Origin of the sequence: Anabaena sp. FACHB-83 (genome assembly GCF_014697485.1) — a bacterium.
In the GTDB taxonomy this organism is placed as follows: Bacteria; Cyanobacteriota; Cyanobacteriia; order Cyanobacteriales; family Nostocaceae; genus Nostoc_B.
This window is the reverse complement of record NZ_JACJRY010000003.1, coordinates 269287-296141: the sequence shown is the minus strand read 5'-3', so window position 1 is coordinate 296141 and position 26855 is coordinate 269287. Positions and strand designations below refer to the sequence as shown.

The following is a 26855-nucleotide window of genomic DNA, read 5'->3' as shown; positions in this document are numbered from 1 at the left end:
AGTGGCAAAACAAGGTGCATAACAATGGATTTATTAGAGTATCAAGTTAAAGAATGGTTTGGGAACATCGGTATTCCTGTCTTGCCTTCCCAAAGAATAGATCATCCCACTGACCTCAAACGCTTAAAAATTCGTTATCCAGTTGTCCTCAAATCCCAAGTGTATGCAGGCGAAAGGATTCATGCTGGTGGGGTGAGAATTGTTGAGACAACCATTGATGCGATCGCTGCCGCCCAAACTATTTTTAATTTGCCAATCTGGGGCGAGTTACCAGAGGTGTTATTGGCAGAAACTAAATATGATAGCAAACAAGAATTTTATTTAGCAGTAGTTTTAGACACTGCTGTTTGCCGACCTGTACTTTTAGGTTGTAAAGAAGCAAATATTGATTGGGAATCAGCCGGCGAAAAATTACAGTATGTCGTTGTAGAACAAGAATTTTCGCCTTTTTATGCGCGGCGACTCGCTTTAAAAATGGGGCTGCAAGGTGCGCTGATGCAGTCAGTCAGCAGCGTTGTGGAAAAGATGTATGAGTTATTTATCCAAAAAGATTTAGACTTAGTAGAAATTAATCCCCTAGCTGTTAATGCCGCTAATGAAGTGATGGCACTCAATGGTAAAGTCAGCATTAACGAACGGGCTATTGGTCGTCATCCAGAACTGGCGGAATTAGCAGCCAAAATTAGTCACCGTCACAGCAGTCAGAAAAATCACAGTAAATTAAAAGATTTAAATGGTGGCGACACCCAAGGTAAAATCGGCATTTTGGGAAATGGTGCGGGTTCAATTATGGCTACCTTTGATTTAGTCGCCAGTCTTGGCGGTAAACCAAGTCATCCCCTGAATTTGCGACATGGTTTGTTAACCGACACTTCCCCAACAAGTTTTGGCGATCGCTTAAATAAAGGTCTGAATCTCCTCGCGGCTGACAAAAGTATTCAAGTAATTCTGATTAACCTGCTTGGTAGTATCCCCCAAGCCGAAGCCGCCGCCCAAGTCATTGCCAAATTTATCCAAGATTATCAAAGTCAAAATCGCCGGGAGTCCCATATTCCCCACTTGGTTGTCCGCTTGGCTGGTTCAGAGTTGAATGTAGCGCAAGATTTATTAGCCGGTGTGGAAAATCAAGGTGAACTTGTATTAGTCGAAGATTTAGATGAAGCCGTCGCCCAAGCTGTTCGTCTCGCTAAACCTGTTACTTATCAACGTGTCAAGGTTAAGTAAGGAGATTAGGGAGACAGGGGAGACAAGGTAGATCAGATGTTAAGTATTCAAGTTGTATAGGGCTAATATTTGATTTGGGAAAAAAATCAGTGAACTTAAACAAGGTTTATTTCCTACTCCCCAATCCCTACCTACACAACTAAATTCGGAAATTCAACCGGATTTCTATATATTGCGCCAATTTATCTTTCATACTTCATACTTCTTATGAACTTAACGCCAGATAGTAAAGTTATCATCCAAGGTTTTAGTGAATTTATCTCAGAAACTAATATTGTGCAGATGCAAGCTTATGGTACAAATTTAGTTGCTGGTGTGAATCCTGGTTTTGGTGGACAAAAACAATATAATTTGCCAGTCTTTGATTTAGTTGAAGAAGTTGTGGCACAGTTCGGCACAATTGACACTACAATTATTTGTGTTCATCCTTATCAAGTATTAGATGCAGCTTTAGAAGCGATCGCTTCTAACATTCGTCAAATTATAATTATCTCGGCGGGAATGCCACCATTAGATATGGTGCAATTACTCCGCAAAGCCGAAGCTTGTGAAACTTTGATTGTCGGGCCGAACAGCCCCGGAATCATTGTCCCTGGAAAAATTCTGTTAGGCACACAACCAAGTGAATTTTATACCCCCGGCCCTGTGGGAATTGTCAGCCGCAGCAGCACTTTAACCTACGAAGTTGCTAGGGAATTAACCAAAGCAGGTTTAGGACAATCAATTAGTGTCAGCATTGGCAGTGATGCGATCGTGGGTTCATCATTTTTACAATGGTTGCAAATTCTCGATGAAGATGAAAATACAGAAGCGATCGTTTTAGTTGGTCAACCTGGTGGTGGTAGTGAAGAAGCCGCAGCCCGATATATTACAGAAGCAATTGATAAACCAGTCATTGCTTACATCGCCGGTAGACAAGTATCCCCTGTGAAAAATTGGCAACAAACTGGCACTTTAGCCGCAGTAATTGGCCGTGACCCTAATTTTGGTACAGCTCAAAGTAAATTAACAGCTTTAAAAGAAGCAGAAGTTCCTGTCGCGGATCGTCCTTCTCTGATTCCTGAATTGGTTAGAAATGAGTTGAAACGTTAAGTAACCACGCAAAATTAATTACAGTCATTGCGAGCGAAGCGAAGCAATCCCAGCCCTTGCGATTGCTTCATTTCGCTTCGCTCCATTCGCAATGACTTTGTGTAATTAATTATGTTTAACTACTTAAATGTTGCCTGCTGCAAGTAATTTTTGCACTCAGTGTTTCTATGTTGGTAACAAATGCAAAGGCTGTTGTTACCACAAGAACTTAATTTTGCACGACTACTTATAACGCTGTGTGCAATTTGCTCTTAAACCTAACCCCCAACCCCCAATACTTTTCGGTTAAGCCTAAAAACAGGTAGATTGAGAGTTGTCGTTAAAAATGCACACAGCTAATCCCGGATTTCTCACAAAGATATAAAAAAAGGGGTCAAAAACTGCGAAAATGTATATATAGCAAGCATTTCAGCAGTTGTAAAGCATGACCCCATCTTTAACAGATCGCATACCAAAAAAGTTCAGAAATTCATCTACTGATTTAAACAGACGATGGGCAATATATTCTTTACATGAGTGCCAGACTAACTCGATAATGTTGTAATCAGGACTGTAAGCAGGTAAAAATTCTCGGACAAAATTAGGAAATTCTTCAGATATTTTAGCTAGAATATCTTTACGTTTATGAAAGCTTGCATTATCTAAAATTAAAATAATCTTCGACCCAGATTTTTCAAAATCTTCAAAACTGTTTCCTTGATTTATCCATTCTTGCTTAATTAATTCATTTAATTGTTGTAATTGCTCATAAAAAATATCGGCGTTTCCTTATTCTGATGGGTCTTGGTCAACAGTTTTTAATAATAGTTCAATATATTCAGGAGTCGCTTTTCGATAATATGCGTACTCTCTTTTATTATGTAGAGTTTCTAGATCATCTGGATCACCGTGCATACACCAATATGCTACTGTTCTGTGCGAACAGCCCAAAAACTTTGCAATTTCTTGTTGTGGTTTCCCATCATTTTGCAGCAGAATGATAAGTATTCTTTCCCTAACGTGTGGTAGCTCGCTTTCTTTTAGAGCTTCTTGTAGATTGCTGACTTATGACGGTTTTAAAAAGTTTTTGGCTGGGGGCGGCATAGTTGCTTTTGAACGGCTTCATCTTATTATTATGCAACTTTAGTGCCGATTAGCTTATTAGTTGATATTTCAGCCCCTCCGCATCGGAGAGGAGTTGGGGTGAGGTTAAACAACTTGTTGAATTGACGTTGATTTAAGGTTGATTGCTGTTGTTTGAATTGGAGTTAGAAGCGTTACTAAATAACCAAGCTAAAAGGTTAGCAACTGTGGCTGCACCAGCAGAGAACAAAGCAATAATGGCATCACGGGGTAAAAAGCCATCTAACCAACTACCTTGGATTTTAGACACGGGAAAATCTTGATCTAGTCCGATTTGAATTTTTGTAGTTATGCCAGAAAAGCGGGCTTCTATGCCTTTGTTGGGGATTATTTGCAGATGGCGGATAAGTTGAATATTTAGCGGTTTATTTGGATTTTCGCCCATGAGGAACTGATTTTGTTTAATTTCTTGTTCTTGTCCTGCCATGCGAATTTTGCCTTCGACAATGGCGGAAATGTATAAATCTTCTCGGCTATCATTGGCGTTTCTATCTACATATAAAAATTTGACATCTTTGGTATCTATTTTTCCTCTAAACCATTGGGGAATGTTATCTTTAGGAGATTTGTTTAATGTGATATGAATACTATTATTGTTTTGGATTTGTAACAGAAATTCTTTGTTATCTGGATTGACGATAAATTCTAGCGGTGCTTGTTCATCAAATTCATTTGGTAGTTTTACTCCTGGTAATTTATAACGTTCTAAAATAACTTTTAGGGGTTCTTCGCCTAAATATAACTCTAGTGTGTTTGGATTGCTATTAGGATTAGGTTGTAAATCAAAGGCTAATTGCTGACGCTGAAAATCATAATTTAGTTCATTGATTTTTGTCCCTGGTTCTAAGCGCAACTTAGTTAATTCAATTGTGCTGGTTGCTTGGGGATTTACTGGTGTAATTATCCATCTGCTTTTGCGGTCTTTAAGTTGGATTTTTACAGAGTTTAAGTTATTAATTGCTGGTAAGGTTTGACTTTGAAAGCTGCCTGTAAAAGTTAGAGTTTGGATACCTTCATTTTCTAATTCTTTAATGTTACGAATATTTTGAATAAAAACTTTTGGTTGCTGTCCATTATAGGTAAAGTTTATTTGTTGAGCAGTGAGATTACCTTCAAATTTGTGATTTCCTGGGATAATTGCGGCTGAAGTGATAATACTGCAAATTAAAAACACTGCAAAGACTATAAAAAATCTTTTGTGCTTATCTAGATATTTTTTTATAAATTGAAAATATTGGTTAATTTTGGTAATACATAGCTGAATAAATCTTACTAATTTTGACAAATTTAAATTCCGAATTTTATTAATGATGAAAATGATAAATTTGAAAGGTTTGCCCTTGGCTTTTTGCCTATGTGCCATGATTTATTTTAACCAATTGGGGTTATGTTCAAAGTCTATTCGTCTTTCGAGGCGTTCGCTTGGTTGATTGCTTTGTTCAATAAACGCAACGTAGTGTACTTGATAGCGTCCAGTTGGGGCGTTGCGTCCATCCCAGGTAAAAATAGTTTCTCCATTTTTTGGGTTTAATTTGGGAGCAGTATAGATTGGTTTCTGATTTGGGGAAAGAATTTTAAAGCTGGTGAATTTGACTCGACTTTCGGAATAAAAGGTAAATTCATACTTACCAGAAGATTGCCCTAAAATAACTGGAACATAAACTTTTTGGGAACCAAGTAGATAGGATGCGGAAGCGCGGAGGGTGTTTGCAGGAATGTTTGCTTGTGTGAGGACGTAAGTATTCCAGCTAAAGCGGAAACGTGAATTATTGTTAGACAATAACAAATCATCTAATTGGTAGCGATAATTATCACCGAAAGATTGAACTATTACCTGGGGATTTTTACCACCACGAATTTGAGGAACTTGTAATGTCAGGGTTTTGCCGTAACTGGCAATGTTGCGGGTGACAATGGAAATCAGGGTTAAGCTATTACCACTTATTAATTCTTCTTTGATACCTTCGCAACGGCTGGGTGATTTGCGACGAATATAGTCGGTAGTGTCAGGTTTACCCTCTGGACAATAATCAGCAACAGATGGAAGATGGCTAACAGTAATTATTAATAGACTGGCAAGAATAATTTTATAATTCATCGTTTGTTTAAAGTAATGTTCCAGACGGAGAGTTGCTTTTTTACCTCAGATATGGGAAAAGCAAAATTTTGCGTTTCATTTTTTTTTCTAATAGAATAAGCTATACCTAAAACTCGATTTTGTGAGTCAAGTACAGGACTACCAGAGTAACCAGGTTGGAGTATGGCTTCAGATATTTCTAATTGCTGATTGTTATAGTTACTGATTTTCCCTAATTCTGTAGACCAAGATTTATCTTCATCTCGTTTAGCAGCATGACCAATAATTTTAATGGGAACTCTATGGTTGATGGCAGTTGCAAAGATAGGTAAAGGTTGGATATCTTCTGGCAACTTATCGGTGATTTCCAAAATAGCTAAATCTAGTTTTTCATCTATGGAAGTTGCTTTGAATAGTTTGGCATTGCGCCGCATTCGCACGCGGTCTGGTGGTGGTGAACTGAAAAATTCTACTTGAATATTTTTACCTTGTTCATTGCGATCAAAAATAACATGACGATTGGTGAGAATTAATGTGCGGTTGCCTTCTCGTTGAATAACTATGCCAGTACCAATCTCTGTTCCTTGGCGTTGACTGTTAAAAAACTCGGCAGTGATGAGTACCACAGAACGCTTAACGGGCAAGGCGGGGTCATTTTTAGGCAACCATTGGCGATCGTCTTCTACACTAGCTAGTTTATTCTGTTGTTCAGTCCATAATCGCCGTGCTTCTCTATTGTTGTTTCTGGCGTAGATAAAATCAGGGTCAATTGCTTCTGATTTGTCAAAATGTTGTATTGCTTCTTGCAGTTTTCCTTGCTGTTGGAATAAGAAACCTAAATTATTGTTAGCAGCAGTATGAGCAGTTGTAGAACTTCCAGTAGTATCTTCTGGTAATATTAGAGCTTTTTGGTAGGCGGCGACTGCTTCATCTAATTTCTTTTGGTTTCTCAGGGCAATGCCGAGACCGTTGTAAGCATTGGCATAGTTAGGGTTGAGTTGAATCGCTTTTTCGTAGGCGGCAACTGCTTCATCTAATTTCTTTTGCTCACTCAGGGCATTGCCAAGACCGTTGTAAACATCGGTAGAATTAGGGTTGAGTTGAATGGCTTTTTGGTAGGCGGCAACTGCTTCATCTAATTTCTTTTGCTCACTTAGGGCATTGCCGAGATTGTTGTAAGCAGTGGCATCGTTAGGGTTGAGTTGAATGGCTTTTTGGTAGGCGGCAACTGCTTCATCTAATTTCTTTTGGTCGTACAGGGCATTGCCGAGACCGTTGTAAGCATTGGCATAGTTAGGGTTGAGTTGAATGGCTTTTTGGTAGGCGGCGACTGCTTCATCTAATTTTTTTTGGTCACTCAGGGTATTGCCGAGATTGTTGTAAGCATCGGTAGAATTAGGGTTGAGTTGAATGGCTCTTTGGTAGGCGGCAACTGCTTCATCTAATTTCTTTTGGTCGTACAGGGCAATGCCGAGATTGTAGTAAGCAGTGGCATCGTTAGGGTTGAGTTGAATGGCTTTTTCGTAGGCGGCAACTGCTTCATCTAATTTCTTTTGGTTTCTCAGGGCAATGCCGAGACCGTTGTAAGCATTGGCATAGTTAGGGTTGAGTTGAATGGCTTTTTCGTAGGCGGCAACTGCTTCATCTAATTTCTTTTGCTCACTCAGGGCATTGCCGAGATTGTAGTAAGCAGTAGCATAGTTAGGGTTGAGTCGAATCGCTTTTTCGTAGGCGGCGACGGCAGCTTCTAATTTGTTTTGGTCACTCAGGGCAATGCCGAGGTTGTTGTAAGCAGTGGCATCGTTAGGGTTGAGTTGAATCGCTTTTTCGTGGGCGGTAACGGCGGCATCTAATTTGTTTTGGTTTCTCAGGGCAATGCCGAGGTTGTTGTAAGCATCGGTAGAATTAGGGTTGAGTTGAATGGCTTTTTGGTAGGCGGCGACTGCTTCATCTAATTTCTTTTGGTCGTACAGGGCATTGCCGAGATTGTTGTAAGCATCGGTAGAATTAGGGTTGAGTTGAATGACTTTTTCGTAGGCGGCGACGGCGGCTTCTAATTTGTTTTGGTTTCTCAGGGCAATGCCGAGATTGTAGTAAGCAGTGGCATAGTTAGGGTTGAGTTGAATCGCTTTTTCGTAGGCGGCGACGGCGGCTTCTAATTTGTTTTGTCTTTTAAAGACATAACCGAGAAGATTGTGTGTTTTTGCTTCTTTTGGGTTGAGTTGAACAGATTTTTGACAAGCTGCTATTGCTGCATCTAGTTTATCCTGATCATCTAGGACATCACATAGCTTGTAGTAAGCGGTGGCGTTACTCGGTTCAATTTGAATAATTTGGCGATATGCTGCTTCTGATTCAGCGTATTTACCCGCTTGCTGGGCGGTGTTGCCTTGTTGAAATAACTGTTCAATACTGGTTTGAGCAACTACAAGACGGGGTGTGGTTGCTAGAGATAAGATTAAAAATAGGTTAGTAAGTAGGCGATGATCGCGCATAAGAAAGCCCATACTTTCTCATATTCTACTAGTACTTACGTGAAATTCGCTATACAGCAGGTAAGCATTTGATACTGGTAAATTAGTCTTGCAGAGAAAAAAGATGTGCGATCTCACTGATCCCCCTAAATCCCCCTTAAAAAGGGGGACTTTAAGAATGAATTTTTACCCCCTTTTTAAGGGGGTCGCCGTAGGCGGGGGGATCTGAATTTTGGATTGCCCAAAGTTGATCGCAATTATAGATTTTGTGTACGCAATTGTTATTTCGGCGTATGCAATTATAGATTTTGCATACGCAATTGTTATTTCAGCGTACGCAATTGTTATTTCGGCGTACACATTTGTTATTTTTGTGTACGCAATTGTTATTTCAGCGTACGCATTTGTTATTTTTGTGTATGCAATTATAGATTTTGCATACACAATTGTTATTTCGGCGTACGCAATTGTTATTTCGGCGATGACTTTTGCTGTTTATACTTATGCCAAAATTATCAATCGGCATCAGAAATGAGTAAAAACACAGGTTTTATAAACATTTCATGAAACCTTTAAATAAATAAATCCACAAACCTACCCATCTCAGGTAAAAGGTTACTCAATTATTTTGAAAACAGTTATCAGTTATCAGTTATCAATCACTATTCACTGTTTACTGTTTACTGTTTACTGTTTACTGTTCACTGTTCACTGTTTACTGTTCACTGTTCACTGTTCACTGTTAAAAAAGGATACCTCATGGCTTTAAAAACTCGTCGTTCTGCTGCTGTTGAAAAAGCCCAACTTCGTCTTGCTTTGCTGAAATCTATTAGTGAAAATTTAGATTTAGGACATGGATTAACAATAGAAGCTTACAACAATCTCATCAATAATACCCGTGCCATTCTAGAATCTCATAATACCCTGGTGTCCAATCTGGAAGAATCGCGCAAGACATTAACTCAAATGGACAAAGCCCTCTCAGAAATGTCTGAAAGAATGCTAAGTGGTGTTGCAACTGTCTACGGCAGAAATAGTATGGAGTATTCTAAAGCTGGTGGTTCTAATCGAAAACGCAGTAGACAATCTACTCCTAAAGTTACTCCAGTTGCGGCGGTTGTTGTTAATCAATCTACGCAAGCTGTGATGGAAAATTCATCTACTAACGGTAACGGTACAACTCCTTTGCTGCAATAGTCCATTTTCGTGTTTAGTGAAAGACTTTTAAGGCCGCAGGGGGGCAGGGGGGCAGAGGAGTAGGGGAGATGGAGAAAAAACCAATTCAAAATCATCAAGACTTGAAGGTTTATCAAATGGCATTTGATGCAGCCATGAAAATCTTTGAAATCTCTAAAAAGTTTAATGTAGAGGAACGATATTCTTTAACTGATCAAATTCGTAGATCATCTCGTTCTGTTTGTGCAAATTTGGCGGAGGCTTGGAGAAAGCATCGATATGAGGCAGCTTTTGTAGCTAAACTGAATGACTGTGAGGCAGAAGCAGCAGAAACACAAACATGGATTGAATTTGCCGTGAAGTGCAATTATATGGATGTTGAATCAGGTAGAGAGTTATATAGAATCTACAACAAAATCTTAGGTAGTTTGGTAAATATGATTACTAACCCCTCACCTTGGCTAATGAAGCGTTAACTCCCCTGCTCCCCAGCCCCCCAGCCCCCTTGCACTAATTCTCAACGTTCCAACCAAGGGCTGTAGCGACTTCATTAGCTAATTCTAGGGGGTTGAAGGGTTTAGCGATCGCTGTTACTATACCCATTTGAGCATAACGACGGCGATCGCTGGCTTGGATTTTAGCTGTTAATAAAATTACGGGAATTTCTTTTGTAGCAGCATTGGCTTGGAGTTGTTCAAAGGTGGTGATTCCATCCATATCTGGCATCATCACATCGAGTAAAATTGCATCTGGCTGGTAAGTCTCGGCTTGGGTAATACCTTCTTTTCCAGAATTGGCTGTGACTACTTCCCAACCAGCGACGGTTTCTAAACAAATTTTGGCAACTTCTTGAATATACTGTTCGTTATCTACAACAAGAATCCGTTTTACTGCCATAATTCATACCAATATATAGGAATCCGGTTTGATTGTTGAAATTATCTGTAAAGGTTGGGAGTGGGGAGTAGGGAGTAGGGACAAGGGGGACAAGGGGGACAAGGGGGACAAGGGAGAAAAATATTTTACTAGCAACTCAGCACTCAGCACTCAAGACTCAGCACTCAGCACTCAGCACTCAAGACTCAGCACTCAGCACTCAGCACTCTCAACTGCATGATGAGTAATGCGCTGAAGTAAGTCCATTACTCTTTGTTCAAATTCTTGGGTGGTTACACGTCCTTTGGTTAAAAATTCGGTGTAGCCTAATTTAAGTCGTTGGCGTTCGGACTCATCTAAATCTTTGGCGGAGTAAACTACTACGGGCATGGTACATAAATGATTGTGTTGTCGTAACCAATCAATTACCACAAAGCCATCGCTTTCTGGCAAAATTAAGTCAAGAATTAATAAGTCAGGATTCAATTCTTGGCTGAGGTGAATGGCTTCTCTGCCTGTTTGCGCCAAGCAAGTTTCGATGTCATGGCGCTCAAATAAAGTAATTAGTAATTGTGCTAAGTCGTTGTCATCTTCTACTATTAAAATTCGGGCGCGTTTCGATGGTTTGGCAACCACTTGTTTCAGGGATTGTAATAAATAACTTTCTTGCACTGGTTTACTGAGCCAGTCTGCAAAATCTGTGATTGGTTTGCCATTAGTATCTGATTGATACACACTACAAATGACGATGGGAATATGTTGCGTATCAGGACGTTCTTTTAAAATTGCCATTGTTTGCCAGCCGTTCATTTCTGGCATGAGTAAATCGAGTAAAATCACGTCTGGTTGTTGTGATGATGCGGTGGCGATCGCTTCTTGTCCGGTAGCAACTGTTACAACTCGATAACCGCCTTTTTGTAATAAAGTTTGCAGTTCATTAGAAATGTCTGGATCATCATCACAAACTAAAACCAATGGAGAATAAGCAATTGGCAGTGGGCAGTGGTGGTTAGATTGGGTGGTTTCGGGGATTTGTGGGGCTTGGTAAATGGGGAGGTTAAAGTAAAATGTACTACCTTCACCTAAAGTACTTTCCACCCAAATACGCCCGCCATGTTGCTGCACAATACTTTTGCAAATTGCTAAACCCAAACCTGTGCCATCATGGTTACGCGAATCAGATGAATCTACTTGTTGAAATCGCTCAAAAATACTTTCTAATTTATCTTCTGGAATACCACGTCCAGTATCTTTAACTGAGAGTAAAACTTCATTTTGTTGCTGCTGAATTTCTAACCAGACTGTCGCTCCACTCACGGAGAATTTAATGGCATTGCTCAACAAATTAGTTAATGTTTGGACAATGCGATCGGGGTCAGCCCATAACATTACTGATAAGCTAGAAATTCCTAATATTACTCCTTGTTTATTTGCCAATGGTTGAATAGTATTGACGGCTGATTGAATTAACTCATCAAGCTTGCAGATTTCCCGCGCCATCTTGACTTTGCCGGATTCAATGCGTTCGATGTCTAAAATATCATTAATTAATCGGACTAAGCGATCGCTACTATCTATGGCAATTTGTAACAGCCGTTTTCCCTGCTCAGAATCTGCTTTTAATAAACCACTGGTGAGCATTCCTAAAGAACCATGAATTGAGGTTAAAGGTGTGCGGAGTTCGTGACTCACCACAGAAACAAACTCATCTTTCATTCGCTCAACTTGTTTGCGTTCTGTGACATCTCGCAAAATCACTGTATAGTAAACTTCCTCACCCATATTTAACTTAGAAATGGAAGCCTCAGCCGGAAATTCACTACCATCTCGGCGCTGACCAAATAACTCCCGCCGTTCTCCCATTCTTCGCGCTAAATTTGTTGATTTGCCAAAGTCAGATACATGTTGACGATGAGCTTGAGTAAATCGCAATGGTAAAAGTATATCTAATTTCTGCCCCATGATTTCTTGAGCCGTATAACCAAAGATTTTTTCGGCTCCTTGGTTAAATAAAGTAATGCTTTGGTTGCTATCTATAGAAATAATTGCATCATCAGCAATATCTAAAATTCGGGCTAATTTTACTTGAGAAACCCGCAATTCTTCTTCGATGCGTTGGCGTTTATCTAGTTCTGATTGTAATTGACGGTTGACAGTAATTAATTCGGCGGTACGTTCGGCAACTCGTAACTCTAATTCATTATTGGCTTTTTGTAAGGCGGCTTGAGTTTGTTTTAATGCGGCTTCGGCTAAAGTGCGATCGCGTTGGTTGCGTAATGCGACAATACCATAAGTTAAATCTTCTGCCAGTTTTTTCAGCAACTGCACTTCATCATCATCAAAAGCGTTTGCTTCCGCCGCATAAATATTCAACGCGCCAAAAGTTTGATTCTCTGTTTTTAAAGGTAACGCGATCGCCGCCCCATAACCCCGTTCTTCTGCTTGACAGCGCCAAACTTCATATTTCGGGTCAGTTAATATATTCTGAATAATGCAAGTTTTACCTGTGCGAATGGCTGTACCTGTTGGCCCTTGACCACGCACAGTATTTGACCAAGTAAGCTGGAGGGTTTGTAAATAGCCATCATCATAACCAGCTTGCGCCACTGGTAGAATATTTTTTTCCCGATCATTTTCCGCAAACCCTACCCAAGCCAGCCGATAACCACCAACTTCCACAATAATTTGGCAAATTTTCTGGAGTAATTCTAGTTCGTTTGGCGTGCGGACAATAATTTGATTGCAACTACTCAATGTTTGGAGTGTCCGATTAATGCGGCGAATTTCGGTTTCGACTTGTTTATAGTGGGTAATATCGCGGGTAATTGCCAACTGGACAAATTTGCCATCAGTTTTATTTTGCAGAGGTACAGCATGAGTTTCCATCCAACGACGCTGACCTTGATAAGTAATCATTTCAAACTGCAAAGTAGCTTTATTACCTTGACAAACACTTTCATGCAGTTGGCGAAATGCAGCTTGATATTCTGGAGTAATCAAAGAGTAAACTGATTTACCAATCACCTTGGCTTTGCTTTTAGCTTCCAGAATCGCCAGTCCCGCAGCATTGATTTCTAAAATTGTGCCATCAGCCCCTACTACTTTCACACATTCCGGTTCACCTTCAAAGATGGTACGCCAGTCAGCCGCAAAGTTAGATATGGGAGATGAAAGCGCCTCTGTTTCCTGAGATGGTTGTTGCTGAGTTTGTCCCATCCGCTTGAGTAATTGTATCCGTTCCAGGCGGTTGACAATGCGAGTAACTAGTTCTGGCCCGACAATGGGTTTGCTGACAAAATCATCAGCACCAACGCTATACACCTGATTTACAATGTCCGCCTCACTATGGACTGTGAGAAATAAAATCGGTAATTCACTCCAATGGGAATCATTTCGCACCACTTGACACAACTCAATACCGTTGCTGTGGGGCATTTCTACATCCAGAATCAACATATCTGGTTTGACTGTTTCCAAAGTTTCCCAAAACCGACGCGGATCATCCAAACCGATTACTTGTAAACCCCAAGGTGTGAGTAAAGTTTGTAACAGCGCCAGAATTTTTGGGTCATCATCGACAGCCAGAATTTTGGCTTCACCGTGGGGTAATTGTTGGAGTAATTGAGCGATCGCATCTGCTACCTGTCCTGCCGTCATTGGCTTTTGTAAAAAGGTATGTCCCCCTTGCCTTGCCAACTGCAAGCGATTGGCTAAATCTGTTTGCTCAGTAAAAACTAACACTGGCACAGGTGGTTTTCTTTGTGCCAATTCTCCTAAAAAACTCAAACTATCTTCAGGATGTTCAGAAAAACTAGGATCAAGTAACACCGCGCTGGGATGGTCGCGGTAAAGTATAGTTCTGGCAGACTCTAGATTTGTAGCAACGCTGACTTGAAATTCTGCACCAGCCGTAGTTTGTCTCAGATGTCCCCCAATAGTCTGGTCTTGATCAACCACCAAAACTAAAGGTAATTTACTATCAACTGCGGTTGAGTTTACCTCCTCACCTTGAGTTTGAATTTCCTGGCGCAAGGATTTCACCCAAGTTTGCAGCTGAGTCATTTCTTCCGGCGTTAACTTCTGACCAGACTTAAGTAACTGTTCAATTTGACGCGCCAGTTTTGAACCAGTCGGAAAACCAAATGTTCCTAACGAACCTGCTAAGGTATGGGCTTCTTTCGTTGCTTGGTTGAGCAATTCACTATTTAAACCTGACTTAGCAAAAACCGCTTGTTCGATAACTTTGATTTGCTCATCGACTCGCCCTTGAAATCTTTGCCAAACTCCGGCTATGGCTTGGAGTGTTTGTTGTTGTGATGATAATTCTGCTTTGGGTTTCTGGTTTTTAGACTTGGCTGATTTTGTAGCGGTTTTCTCTTCTTCCTGGGGTTTGAGCCGATAGCCAATTCCATACACAGTCTCAATTAAATCACCAGGCGCACCCACAGCTTTTAATCTCTGGCGTAACCCTTTAATATGAGTCCGCACAGCTTCTTCCCCTGGTGTATCTTCGTAAGACCACAAATGTTCTAAAATCATCCCGCAACTAAACACGCGGCGACTATTACGTAAAAATAATTCTAAAAGTGCATATTCTTTAGGAGTTAATGATAGTAAATCATTACCATAACTCACTTCACAACTACTAGGGTCAAGACGCAAATTTCCCCATTCTAAAACAGGTTGTGATGATGCACTTCCACGCCGCAATAAAGCCCGGACACGGGCGACTAATTCTTCCTCAGCAAATGGTTTCACGACATAATCATCCGCCCCTGCATCCAAGCCAATCGCTTTCTCATGACTACTATCACATCCCGTCAACAGCAGGATAGGCATTTGCAAATTATTGGCGCGAATTTGCCGACACAAACTAATTCCATCTAGTTTCGGCAAAATTACATCTAATAAAATTAAATCATAATTATAAGTTTGAATTAAATCCCAGGCAGATTCACCATCATTTGCTACTTCCACTGCATAGTTCTGGTTAGTCAGAACGGCAGTTAGGGCATAGGCATTTAACTCGTCATCCTCGACAACTAATATTTTCATATCTTAAGATTTCCTAAATGTTAGTATTAATAGATGATGAGTACAGCAGTCCTAAATCATTTGTAAATTTTCTATATCTTTTTCTTCTTTCTTACCTTTGCGTCCTTTGCGCCCTTTGCGGTTCGTTTCCATATATATGTTTTTCACGACTAATTTAGGATTGCTATAAAAAATTTATGACTTAATGCAAAAACTCTCTCATACTCTTATAACTTCGTCTCCTACCCTGCCGGAAGCCGCTTGCGCGTCTACGTTTTTTCATACTTTTGTGTAAGTACTAAAATTTAAAATTTAAATTGGCAATTTGCGCTTTAAAGCATAGTAAATTATTCATGCTCTAATGTTAAGTTTAATTCACAATTGTCAACATTTATCAATCTTTAGAAATAGTTGTCGAGAGCATTAAGCTCTAAAATTTACAACGTCTCTTCAAGCTTTTCTTGGCACATTGAAATTCTGAAATAACTATTAAGATAGTAGTCTCAACCTTGCCAAATTTGCATAGTACTTAAAAGCTGAAAATCCCCTCCCACAAACATCTTGAGTGCTGAGTCCGCGCGATCGCAACATCTAAACTCAGTCATCTCATGGGGGATCATCCTCACAAGTTCCTCAAATTCTTTCTTTATAAATTAAAGATAGATGTCACATACAGGGTTGCTCGATGATTACAGCTATTAAATAAATTATTTTTGCAATTTTTTGCCAAAAACAGATGCAGACTTCTCAATTATGGTGATTCTGCATTTACACACCAAAAACTTTCAAGTTATTCGCAATCACAGCCAGAGGTCTATATGCTGAAAAAGATTTTGGTTGCATTGGATCGTTCGGAAATGGGAACAGAGGTTTTTGAGCAAGCATTGACCTTAGCCAAAGCTATATCCGCCCAATTATTGCTGCTGCATGTTCTCTCCCCAGAGGAAGAAGGTAGCCCTTATATTCCCATGTTATCTAATGTGGACTACTATCCAGGTTTGAGCGCCCAAAGTTTAGATTTATACCAAAAACAATGGGATAAATTCAAAGATGAAGGCGTGGGGATGTTGCAATCTTTCTCGGCTCAAGCCAACACAGCCAATGTGACAGCAGAATTTAGCCAAATTTTAGGCAACCCTGGCAATACTATTTGTAAACTGGCTGCTCAATGGAATGCAGACTTAATTGTCATGGGACATCGGGGACGTTCGGGAATAACAGAATTTTTCTTGGGTAGTGTAAGTAACTACGTGCTGCATCACGCCAAATGTTCAGTCTTTATCGTCAATCACCCCCCTGTCAAGAAAGAGGCTGACAAACCAGCCGTGACGGTGATTAGTCAGGCTTGACTTAGGGACGAGAGGGGGACAGGGAAGACAAGGGGGACAAGGTGGACAAGGTAGAAACTGAGTTAACTAAGTTTTTTCTCCCTTGTCTACCCCTCCTCCCTTGTCTTCCCTTCCTCCCTTGTCTACCCCTCCTCCCTTGTCTCCCTACCCCCTGCCTCCTGCCATAACTCACGAATCTCTAGCAGTAACAATGACAACCGCATCAACCGTAGTTTTACCCCATCCTAGTGGTGATAAACGCCTGAAGATGCTAGACGCAACTATGAAGCGTCACCAGTATCAACAAGATGCCTTAATCGAAATTCTCCACAAAGCCCAAGAACTATACGGTTACTTAGAAAGCGACTTATTACTTTATATTGCTCATAAACTCAAACTGCCTCCCAGCCGAGTTTATGGTGTAGCGACTTTTTACCATTTATTTTCTTTAGCGCCCCAAGGAGTTCATAGTTGTGTGCTGTGTACAGGAACAGCTTGTTACGTCAAAGGCGCTCAAGCAATTTTGGCAGGTGTAGAAAAAATGGCTCATATTCGGGCTGGTGAAACTACAACCAACGGTCAATTATCACTACTGACAGCAAGATGTTTAGGGGCTTGCGGAATTGCGCCGGCTGTGGTGTTTGATGGCACAGTCTTAGGCAATCAAACCCCAGAATCAGTTTGCGATCGCATCCAAGGATGGCTGGAAAATGGAACTCAATGAATTATTAGCAATTGCCAAACAAGAACGCTCTCAAGCTAAACCAGTACAAATTCGTTGCTGTACGGCTGCTGGCTGTTTATCTGGTAACGCCGCCAGCGTTAAACATGAACTGGAAGCAGGAATCAAAGCCGAAGGTTTAGAAAAAGATGTACAAGTTTCTGGTGTGGGCTGTATGCGTTTATGTTGCCAAGGGCCACTAGTTCAAGTTGACACCCCAGCAGGCAGTAAACTTTACGAACAAGTCACCACTCAAGACGCATTTGCAATTATTGAAGCCTTGGATGGCGGCAAAACCCATATTTCCGAAATAGATTTATCCCAGCCATTCTTTAGTTATCAAAAACCCATCGTTTTAGAAAATAGCGGCAAAATTGACCCCGAAAAAATTCAAGCTTATATTGCCGCTAAGGGTTACCAGGCTCTTTACCATGTGTTGCGCGAAATGACACCAGGTGAAGTAGTCGAGACAATTAGCCGTAGTGGTTTGCGGGGTAGGGGAGGCGCAGGTTATCCCACAGGAATTAAATGGGCGACTGTTGCTAAAGCTAAAAGCGGCCGCAAATTTGTCATCTGTAACGCCGATGAAGGTGATCCCGGTGCATTTATGGATCGGAGTGTCCTAGAGAGTGATCCCCATCGCGTTTTAGAAGGAATGGCGATCGCGGCTTATGCAGTTGGAGCAAATCAAGGTTATATTTATGTCCGGGCAGAATATCCCGTGGCAATTCATCGGCTGCAAACTGCCATCCATCAAGCCCAACGCCTTGGTTTATTGGGTAGCCAAATTTTTGAATCTCCCTTTGACTTCAAAATCGATATCCGCATTGGTGCTGGGGCTTATGTCTGCGGTGAAGAAACTGCCTTAATGGAGAGTATTGAAGGTAAACGTGGCCTACCTCATCCCCGCCCACCCTATCCGGCTGAATCGGGTTTGTGGGGTCATCCCACCTTAATTAACAACGTCGAAACCTTCGCTAACATCGCACCAATTATTCGTAACGGTGCTGACTGGTTTGCGAATATTGGGACGGAAAAAAGCAAAGGGACAAAAGTTTTCGCCCTCGCAGGCAAAATCCGCAACACAGGCTTAATCGAAGTCCCAATGGGAACCTCCTTACGACAAATTGTCGAAGAAATGGGAGGCGGTATTCCCGATGATGGTACAGCTAAAGCAGTACAAACAGGTGGCCCTTCTGGGGGATGTATCCCTGCTTCCGCCTTTGATACACCTGTAGATTATGAATCCCTGACAAACCTCGGCTCAATGATGGGTTCCGGCGGCATGATTGTCATGGACGATAGTACCAACATGGTAGACGTTGCCCGCTTCTTCATGGAATTTTGCATGGATGAATCCTGCGGTAAGTGTATTCCTTGCCGCGTCGGCACTGTGCAGATGCACAAATTATTAACCAAACTCATGCAAGGCAAAGCAACCCAAGCTGATATGACGCTCCTGGAAGAACTGTGCGATATGGTCAAACACACCAGCCTGTGCGGTTTAGGACAATCTGCACCCAACCCCGTCTTGAGTACATTACGCTACTTCCGCGAGGAATACGTTGAGTTGATTGAAGAGTACTTGGAGTTGATTAAGGAGGAGGAAGTAATGGTGTAAGGGTTTAGAGATGTAAGGGTGTGAGGACTAGAGATTAGTGACAAATATTACTAGTTTGCGCGATGTGCGACTTATTCTTGACACCCCTCTCCAAACCTCTCACGCCAGTCGCTACAACGGAGGGAACCTCCGCAACGCGCTGGCTCCCCGGAGCGGAGAGAGGCTTTGAATCTTGCTCCCCTTCCCTAGTAGGGAAGGGGTTGGGGGTTAGGTTTTAGAGAAAGTTGCACACGGCGTTAGTTTTCTAAGTATTAAACCTGAATTTTTAAACCATAACCCTCAACCTCTAACCCCTAATCCCTAGTCCCTCACCTGTAACCTGTAACCTCTCACCTAAATTATGACCGTAAAAACCTTAACAATTAATGGTCAACTGGTCAGCGCCAGCGAAGAAGAAACTTTGCTAGATGCGGCGCAAGCAGCAGGAATCCATATTCCCACACTGTGCCATGTAGAAGGTGTGGGAGATGTCGGTGCTTGTCGGCTGTGTTTAGTTGAGATTGCCGGCAGTAATAAATTACAACCTGCTTGCGTGACAAAAGTTAACGAAGGAATGGAGGTTTACACCAATAGCGATCGCCTGCAAAAATACCGTCGCACAATTGTTGAAATGCTGTTTGCGGAAGGCAATCACATTTGTTCTGTGTGCGTAGCAAACGGTAATTGCGAATTACAAGACTTAGCGATTGAAATGGGTATGGATCATGTACGTTTAGATTATCACTTCCCCAATCGCAAAGTAGATGTTTCCCACGATCGCTTCGGTATTGACCATAACCGATGTGTGTTGTGTACTCGTTGTGTCCGTGTTTGTGACGAAATCGAAGGCGCTCACACTTGGGATATGGCAGGCAGGGGTACAAACTCCCATGTCATTACTGACTTGAGCCAGCCCTGGGGAACATCTCAAACTTGTACCTCTTGTGGTAAATGTGTCAACGCTTGCCCCACAGGTGCGATTTTCTACCAAGGTTCCAGTGTTGGGGAAATGAAACATCATCGGGACAAACTTGATTTCTTAGTTACCGCAAGAGAAAAACAGCAATGGAATTTTTAGCCGTTGATTTTGAGTCGAAGCCAGGAGATATATATGAAACTCCGTCGCATCCAAAACATATTTTGGTGGTTGCTAGTAGTCAGTATTTTGACAATATCTATATTCCTGGCTTTAGCAAGTCCCACATCACCAACGGCGATCGCATCTGTTACACATTTAGAAGCCGCCCCTGGCGAAATACTTTATCGCTCACAAACAAAATTAGATGATCAATCAGGACACGTCTGGCAAGTGGTTCTATTTAAGCAAATTTATCCTGGTCAAAATACCAGTGTAAATCTGCGGCTTGTGGGTTTTCCCAACTCCGCCGAATTAATTCATCCCCAACCCCTGAAAATCACCACCGCATCCGGCAAAGTGTTCACAGCCTCTGACGTGTTCCTCGATGAAGCTCCAGCCCCAACTATCGGCCAGTACGACTTCCAAAATATCTTGCCCCAATTACCCAACGAACCCCTACAACTCGCCATTCCTTTACCTGGACAGAAGTCGATCAATATTTCAGTCCCTTACCCTGTCGTCCTGGAATGGCAGGAAGTTATGAGGGATGAGTAGGGAGTGTGGGAGTTTGGGAGGTGTGGGGAGTGTGGGAAGTGTGGGAAGTGTGGGAAGAGAGGGGGGAAAGATTTCTTCACCATCCTTCCAAACCTCCCCCATCACCCTTGTCTCCCCCCTTGCCCTTGTCTCCCCCTCACCCTTGTCTCCCTCAACTCCCCACTCCCCACTCCCCACTCCCCACTCCCCACTCCCCACTCCCCACTCCCCACTCCCCACTTCCCACAATCAACTATGACTCGCTTACGACTAGCAACAGTATGGTTAGGCGGCTGTTCTGGCTGTCACATGTCCTTTCTCGATTTAGACGAATGGCTGATAGATTTAGCCGGACTGGTGGATATTGTTTACAGCCCATTCGCTGATATTAAAGAATATCCCCAGGATGTAGATGTAGTTTTGGTGGAAGGTGCGATCGCTAATGAAGAACACTTAACCACAATCCGCACCGTTCGAGAACGTTCTAAACTCTTAATTTCCTTTGGTGATTGTGCTGTGACGGGCAATGTTACCGCCTTACGTAATCCATTAGGTAGCGCCGAACCAGTACTCCAGCGATGTTATGTCGAACTTGTGGATCTTCACCCCCAAATACCCCAAGAACCCGGCATAGTACCCCCGCTATTAGATCAAGTCACACCTGTACATTACGTAGTCCCCGTTGATATTTATTTACCCGGTTGTCCACCCTCAGCAACACGCATTCGCGCCGCATTAGAACCGCTTTTAAAAGGTGAAAAACCACAACTCGCAGGACGCGAATTAATCAAATTTGGTTAAAATTCCCCCTCATCCCCCTTGTCCACCTTGTCTCCCTTGTCCTCCTTGTCCCCTTATTCCCCACTCTATAGGAGATTAATTATGCTAAAAGCCGCAGACATTATGACAAAAGATGTAGCCACCATTCGTAGCTCTGCCACAGTTGCAGAAGCAGTACAGTTAATGCGGGCTAGAGATTGGCGGGCGTTAATTGTTGACCGTCGCCACGAACAAGATGCTTACGGCATTATTAGCGAGAGCGATATTGTCTATAAAGTTATTGCTTATGGTAAAGACCCTCATAAAACAAGGGTATACGAGGTTATGACCAAGCCTTGCATAGCCATTAATCCCGACTTGGGTTTAGAATATGTCGCGCGGTTGTTTGCTCAACATCGTTTACACAGAGCGCCTGTTATCCAAGGTGAACTCGTAGGGATCATTTCACTGACTGATATTTTGGCTTTAAGTGATTTTCTAGAACAACCCCGGTCAATTCTTTTAGAACAACAACTACAAGAAGAGATTAAAAAAGCTCGCGCCATCTGCATAGAAAAAGGTATCCACTCAGAAGAATGCGCCGCAGCCTGGGATGCAGTGGACGAAATGCAATCAGAAATCGCACATCAAACAGCCGTCAAAATCGACAGCACAGCTTTTGAAGATTACTCGGAAAGTGTGAAGTATGAAGTGTGAAGTGAGGGGACAAGGAAGACACGGGCGACAAGGGAGACAAGGAGGACAAGGGAGACAAGGAGGACACACAAGCATCTTTCTACCTTGTCTCCCCACACTCCCCACACTCCCCACACTCCCCACACTCCCCACACTCCCCACACTCCCCACTCAGCACTCTTAACCAGCAATGACTAAAAAAATCGTTATCGATCCCGTTACCCGCATTGAAGGACATGCCAAGATTAGTATTTTTTTGGATGATACTGGTCAAGTGAGTGATGCTCACTTTCATGTCACAGAATTTCGTGGGTTTGAGAAGTTTTGCGAAGGTCGGCCGTTGTGGGAAATGCCGGCAATTACCGCTAGGGTTTGTGGTATTTGTCCGGTGAGTCACTTGTTAGCTTCAGCTAAAGCAGGCGATCGCATTTTAGCTGTTACTATCCCACCCACAGCTGCTAAACTCAGAAAGTTGATGAATTTAGGGCAAATTCTCCAATCCCATGCACTGAGCTTCTTTCATCTCAGCGCCCCTGATTTTTTATTGGGAATGGATAGTAATCCCCAAACCCGCAATGTCTTTGGTTTAATTGCAGCAGAACCAGAATTTGCCCGTGGTGGAATTCGTTTACGTCAGTTTGGTCAAGAAATTATTGAGTTACTGGGAGGACAAAAGATTCACCCAGCTTGGGCGGTTCCTGGTGGTGTGCGCGAACCACTCACACAAGAAAATCGCAGCCATATCCAAAACCGCATTCCTGAAGCCCTCACCACGATTTTAAATGCGTTGGCGAGATTTAAAAACTTGCTCGACGATTATGCCGCCGAAGCCCAAACCTTTGGTAATTTCCCTAGTTTATTCATGGGGTTAGTCACTCCCAATGGTTTGTGGGAAACTTACGATGGACATCTCCGCTTTGTGGATAGTGCAGGTAACATCCTTGCCGACAAACTTGATCCCACGCGCTATCAAGAATTTATTGGGGAAGCAGTTCAACCAGACTCTTACTTAAAATCTCCCTACTATCGACCCTTGGGTTATCCTAACCAAAATGACCATTGTCGGATAGATAGTGGGATGTATCGGGTAGGGCCACTGGCAAGGTTGAATATTTGTAATCGAATTGGCACACCTTTAGCTGATCAAGAATTACAAGAATTCCGCGATCGCGGTCAAGGTACAGTCAAATCATCTTTCTTTTATCACTATGCCCGCTTAATCGAAATTATCGCTTGTATCGAACACATTGAAATTTTACTTAACGACCCAGACATTTTATCAACACGACTGCGTGCCGAAGCAGGCATTAACCAACTAGAAGGAGTTGGTGTCAGCGAAGCACCACGCGGCACATTATTTCATCATTATCGCGTTGATGAAAATGGGTTACTGCAAAAAGTCAACTTAATCATTGCCACAGGACAAAATAACCTAGCAATGAATCGTACAGTTGCTCAAATTGCCCGACATTTCATTCAAGGTAATGATATTCCAGAAGGAATGCTCAACCGTGTCGAAGCCGGGATTCGTGCCTTTGACCCCTGTTTAAGTTGTTCAACTCACGCCGCCGGACAAATGCCTTTACAAATTCAACTAATAGCAGCCGATGGCAATATTATCAATCAAGTTTGGCGGTATTAAACTGTGGGTGTTGCTGAATTAGGAGATGAAATTTCAGGTACTCAAATGTAAAACTCCTTGTTCTCTCTGCGCCTCTGCGCCTCTGCGTGAGATAATTCATCCTGCATTTATGCAGCACCAAACTGTGCTAATAATGTCTCCACACTCGCATTATTATCTAAAAAAGAAAACAAATGGCGATAAAGTAATTTGCCATCTTTATCTAACACAAACTGCGCTGGTAAAGGCGCTCCCAAAGCTTGCCCAACTCGATATCTCCGAAATACTTGGCAACTGGGATCACTTAACAAAGGCATTTTTAAGCCCAAATCTTGGACAACTATTTGACTCTGCTTTTCATCAGTACTTGTAATCATTAATACTTCAATACCACGTTTTGTAAATTCCTCATAGTTTTCATTCAAAGCTTTAATATGGGGATAACAAAACGGGCAGTATTGCTTTTCGGTAAAGATGCGAGTAAACGCCAGTAATACTGGTTGCTTACCACGATAATCTGATAATTTTACTAAATTACCGTTAGTAATATCCGGTAATTGAAAATCTGGTGTACCTATTTCCAAATTGAAGTAACTAATTGCAGGTATTGGCAAGAAGTTACGGAAAAATCGCTCATTAAATAAGCCTCTAAAATCAGTTGAAGTTAGCATAACAAGCCTCACAATAATAATTTCGCGTTTTTGTCTGAAATATTGATAATGGATATATCCATTTTATCCTCCTATCATTATCCTATCCTTAGCATACAGATGAGAAAAAATAGATAACAGACACCATTACCTACTCAACTTTTGGTGTTTCCTGAGAATTATTTATTTCTTGCTGATTGCTAAAATGTAAAGTATTACGGGTTGTTAAAAACTTTTTACCTAAATCTGTAACACAAAAATATTTAGTTAAATCGATTGGTTGTCTACCATAATCGCTTGCTTTCACCAAATCGCTAATATAACCAGAATTAGTCTGAATTAATTTCAAATCTCGCAAACGTCTTAATTCATCAGCGACCTTTTCTGACACATAAAAGTTATAGTTAGTATTTGCTTGTAAATGCTGATCAAGTTGAGCAATTTTTTCGTAATCTTTATCTCCCAATAAAAAATTATACATAAACGCTTGCATTTCTTCTAAGTTTTTTTGTTGCTTTTCTAACTGTTCTAGTTGTTGTGCTTGCAGTTCATCGATTTCTTTTTTCTGTTTATTGACTTCTTGCTTTAGTTCCCTAAACTTAGCTGTAATCCCACCTTCTTTAGAAATACCAAAATCCTCTAATCTATTGAGCAAATCAGAGTTGAAAAATAAAATAATAGCAATAACTAAAATATCAGGAAGTTCTATTTTTCTTGGTTGCTGTCCTTCTTTAAAAAAGATGGGACTAATTAAGCTAAATATAAGATATCCTAATGCTAATATTGATATAATTTCAATCCACCAATTTCTGCGATTTTTATTTTGAGGGCTATCTAGGTTCTGATTTGTTTGGTTTTGATTATTTTCTTGATTCATCAGTTATTACTTTTAATTTAATAAGCTGTTCGTCATTTAGATCGGGTCAGGCTAAAACACTAAATCCTTATGCTGGAACTGTGACAGCAGATCGGAATACCCAATTTAAATGTATGACAGCTTAAGACAGAAACACGGTATAAGGAAATTGCACCGTATTTTTTATACCAATTCCATGAGAGGCTACATATCAATGTAGGTTGTGCAATTCCCAAAAATTATAAATTAATAAGTCAGCAAATTTTTAGCATTGCCCACCTTACCTTAATAGGATTTACGCAACTCGCATATTTTTTCTGTAGGGTGTGTGACGCGATGAGAAGATTTGAACGGAGTCATCAGATTTATAGCGTCACGCACCAAACACCAATTATGACACTTACGTAAGTCTCGCTTAATCGCAATAAAGTAGCAGATGTAAGTTGATAAGATGTAACCGTATTTTTTTGTAATTTACAAACCCATGACAGTACGATAATGAGCTTCAATCTCCACGACAGTTGGCGAATGACGCTGAATATCCCACTGACTGCGTTGGAATAATTCTTGTCGCAACTCATCAACATTAATCGTAGTTACTTGATGATTAGCTACTATTTGTTTGCCATTTACCCACACACTATCAACAGCGTTTGTCGGTCTACCTAAAACTAATAGACCGATGGGATCAGTCCGAGGTAATAATGATAAACTGGTCAAATCATAAAGGACTAAATCAGCTTGTTTACCAACATTTAAAGAACCAATTTTATCTGACATATTCAAACCTTTAGCACCACCCAAAGCTGCCATTTCTGTTGCTTGTCGGGGTGTAATCCAATATTGATAATCTCGTTCTGTGGTGTTGTGCAGAATTGAACCAATTTTAATCGCTTCTAATAAATCTTGGGAATCATTACTCGAAGCACCATCACAACCAAATGTGACATTTACTTGAGCTTGGCGATATTTTAAAATTGGCGCAATTCCACTGCCTAAACGCAAATTACTTAAGGGATTATGCACAACTGTAGATTGAGTTTCGGCGAGAATTTCAATATCCAATTCATTTAACCACACACAATGGGCGAGAGAAGTCCGATCGCCTAAATAACCCAGGCGTTTAAGATGTTCAACAGCACTACAACCGTATTTTTCCTGGGCGAGTTTTTCTTGGGCTTTGGTTTCCAACAAATGGGAGTGACGACATAAATTATAGCGATCGCTCAACTCAATACAACCAGTAAATAAAGCATCACTACACAACTGAATCCCCGTAGGCGCAACTAAAATACTCACCCCTTCATCCGGGCGATGAAATTGTCTAACGGCTTCCTCCACAAGTGCTAAAGTTTCCGCAGTCGAACGAAAATAAGGCTCGTGGTTACGTTCATTTTCCCCAGAAGGAATACCGGCGGTTAAAGATTCATCTTGAATTAACGGTGCAATAAAAGCCCGAATCCCAATTTCTCGGTAAGCGCGAACCGCCGCCGTGATGGTTTCTAACTCTTCCCCAGGAATCAGTACCAAATGATCTACAACACTCGTACCCCCAGATAGTAAAGTTTCTACCGCCGTTCCCAAGGCGCTGAGATAGACTTTTTCTGTGTCGAGGGGGGGGAAATCATACAACTGCGCCAACCATAATTCTAAGGGCAAAGGCGGAATAATTCCCCGTTGCCACTTTTCCGAAGAATGGGTGTGGGCGTTAACAAAACCGGGTAGTAGTAGCTTATATTCGCCGTTAACTGCCGTCCCCACAACATCAAGATGAGGTGCGATCGCTGCAATTTTACCATCTACAACCTGCACATCTGTGGTGGAGTACCCATCATCAGTAGAAATTAAGACATTTTTAATAGTAAAGTTCACGATTTAAACCTTGATTAAGTAATTGAACGCTCTACCTGTTTTCAAGTTACAAAATAGAAATAGGT

Annotated in this window: 20 protein-coding genes and 1 pseudogene; 12 read left to right on the top strand and 9 right to left on the bottom strand. The window is 41.5% G+C overall.

Annotation, left to right across the window (positions count from 1 at the left end; translation table 11 throughout):
* Positions 1-24: 24 nt before the first annotated feature.
* Positions 25-1224 carry a succinate--CoA ligase subunit beta gene (locus tag H6G79_RS05430; protein ID WP_190591578.1) on the top strand — a complete coding sequence of 400 codons (1200 nt, stop codon included), beginning with the start codon at positions 25-27 and terminating at the stop codon, positions 1222-1224.
* Between the two features lie 207 nt (positions 1225-1431).
* On the top strand, positions 1432-2316 hold the full coding sequence (locus H6G79_RS05425; RefSeq protein ID WP_190591577.1) for a CoA-binding protein: 885 nt from the start codon (positions 1432-1434) through the stop codon (positions 2314-2316).
* Between the two features lie 468 nt (positions 2317-2784).
* Here the strand turns inward: H6G79_RS05425 and H6G79_RS05420 are convergent.
* The 4 genes and pseudogenes from H6G79_RS05420 to H6G79_RS05405 all read right to left on the bottom strand — a co-directional run.
* Positions 2785-3399 (bottom strand): annotated as a pseudogene (locus H6G79_RS05420) (transposase); the annotation flags it as partial.
* A 133-nt stretch (positions 3400-3532) separates the two neighbouring features.
* Positions 3533-4801 carry a hypothetical protein gene (locus H6G79_RS05415; protein ID WP_190591576.1) on the bottom strand — a complete coding sequence of 423 codons (1269 nt, stop codon included), beginning with the start codon at positions 4799-4801 and terminating at the stop codon, positions 3533-3535.
* A 3-nt stretch (positions 4802-4804) separates the two neighbouring features.
* Positions 4805-5536, bottom strand: a complete 732-nt coding sequence (locus tag H6G79_RS05410) for a hypothetical protein (RefSeq protein WP_190591575.1) — start codon at positions 5534-5536, stop codon at positions 4805-4807.
* Complete coding sequence (locus tag H6G79_RS05405; RefSeq protein ID WP_199338587.1) at positions 5533-8022, bottom strand: serine protease; 2490 nt, start codon at positions 8020-8022, stop codon at positions 5533-5535. The genes H6G79_RS05410 and H6G79_RS05405 overlap by 4 nt, the downstream gene beginning before the upstream one ends.
* 726 nt (positions 8023-8748) lie before the next feature.
* On the opposite strand from H6G79_RS05405, the gene H6G79_RS05400 reads away from it, so the two are divergent.
* Both H6G79_RS05400 and H6G79_RS05395 read left to right on the top strand, forming a co-directional pair.
* The gene (locus H6G79_RS05400) at positions 8749-9186 is read left to right on the top strand and encodes a hypothetical protein (protein ID WP_190591574.1); all 438 of its coding nucleotides are present in this window, start codon (positions 8749-8751) and stop codon (positions 9184-9186) included.
* Positions 9187-9254: 68 nt separating this feature from the next.
* Positions 9255-9641: a four helix bundle protein gene (locus H6G79_RS05395; protein ID WP_190591573.1), complete on the top strand. Its 387-nt coding sequence runs from the start codon at positions 9255-9257 to the stop codon at positions 9639-9641.
* 34 nt (positions 9642-9675) lie between these two features.
* On the opposite strand, the gene H6G79_RS05390 is transcribed toward H6G79_RS05395, so the two are convergent.
* On the bottom strand, positions 9676-10062 hold the full coding sequence (locus tag H6G79_RS05390) for a response regulator (RefSeq protein ID WP_190591572.1): 387 nt from the start codon (positions 10060-10062) through the stop codon (positions 9676-9678).
* A gap of 192 nt (positions 10063-10254) precedes the next feature.
* A complete protein-coding gene (locus H6G79_RS05385) occupies positions 10255-15096 on the bottom strand; it encodes a response regulator (protein WP_190591571.1) in 4842 nt (1613 codons plus the stop codon).
* A 797-nt stretch (positions 15097-15893) separates the two neighbouring features.
* On the opposite strand from H6G79_RS05385, the gene H6G79_RS05380 reads away from it, so the two are divergent.
* The 8 genes from H6G79_RS05380 to H6G79_RS05345 all read left to right on the top strand — a co-directional run bounded on the left by H6G79_RS05380 (position 15894) and on the right by H6G79_RS05345 (position 23433).
* Entirely contained in the window at positions 15894-16424 is a 531-nt protein-coding gene (locus tag H6G79_RS05380) for a universal stress protein (RefSeq protein ID WP_190591570.1), read from the top strand.
* Positions 16425-16614: 190 nt separating this feature from the next.
* Positions 16615-17127 (top strand): bidirectional hydrogenase complex protein HoxE, encoded by a 513-nt coding sequence (hoxE, locus tag H6G79_RS05375; protein WP_190591569.1) that lies wholly within the window; start codon positions 16615-16617, stop codon positions 17125-17127.
* Positions 17114-18745: an NADH-quinone oxidoreductase subunit NuoF gene (gene nuoF / locus H6G79_RS05370; protein ID WP_190591568.1), complete on the top strand. Its 1632-nt coding sequence runs from the start codon at positions 17114-17116 to the stop codon at positions 18743-18745. Before hoxE ends, nuoF begins: the two co-directional genes overlap by 14 nt.
* A 340-nt stretch (positions 18746-19085) precedes the next feature.
* The gene (gene hoxU / locus H6G79_RS05365; RefSeq protein ID WP_190591567.1) at positions 19086-19802 is read left to right on the top strand and encodes a bidirectional hydrogenase complex protein HoxU; all 717 of its coding nucleotides are present in this window, start codon (positions 19086-19088) and stop codon (positions 19800-19802) included.
* A 33-nt stretch (positions 19803-19835) separates the two neighbouring features.
* Positions 19836-20357 (top strand): DUF3122 domain-containing protein, encoded by a 522-nt coding sequence (locus tag H6G79_RS05360; RefSeq protein WP_190591566.1) that lies wholly within the window; start codon positions 19836-19838, stop codon positions 20355-20357.
* Between the two features lie 234 nt (positions 20358-20591).
* The gene (locus H6G79_RS05355) at positions 20592-21137 is read left to right on the top strand and encodes an oxidoreductase (RefSeq protein WP_190589892.1); all 546 of its coding nucleotides are present in this window, start codon (positions 20592-20594) and stop codon (positions 21135-21137) included.
* An 81-nt stretch (positions 21138-21218) separates the two neighbouring features.
* Entirely contained in the window at positions 21219-21812 is a 594-nt protein-coding gene (locus H6G79_RS05350) for a CBS domain-containing protein (protein WP_190589893.1), read from the top strand.
* Positions 21813-21981: 169 nt separating this feature from the next.
* Positions 21982-23433, top strand: coding sequence for a Ni/Fe hydrogenase subunit alpha (locus H6G79_RS05345; RefSeq protein ID WP_190589894.1), 1452 nt, complete (start codon positions 21982-21984; stop codon positions 23431-23433).
* Between the two features lie 107 nt (positions 23434-23540).
* Here the strand turns inward: H6G79_RS05345 and H6G79_RS05340 are convergent, their stop codons facing one another.
* The 3 genes from H6G79_RS05340 to H6G79_RS05330 form a co-directional block, all read right to left on the bottom strand.
* Positions 23541-24083, bottom strand: a complete 543-nt coding sequence (locus H6G79_RS05340; RefSeq protein WP_190589895.1) for a peroxiredoxin — start codon at positions 24081-24083, stop codon at positions 23541-23543.
* Between the two features lie 130 nt (positions 24084-24213).
* Positions 24214-24939, bottom strand: coding sequence for a hypothetical protein (locus tag H6G79_RS05335; protein WP_190589896.1), 726 nt, complete (start codon positions 24937-24939; stop codon positions 24214-24216).
* A gap of 453 nt (positions 24940-25392) precedes the next feature.
* Entirely contained in the window at positions 25393-26790 is a 1398-nt protein-coding gene (locus tag H6G79_RS05330) for an amidohydrolase (RefSeq protein WP_190589897.1), read from the bottom strand.
* Positions 26791-26855: the final 65 nt, after the last annotated feature.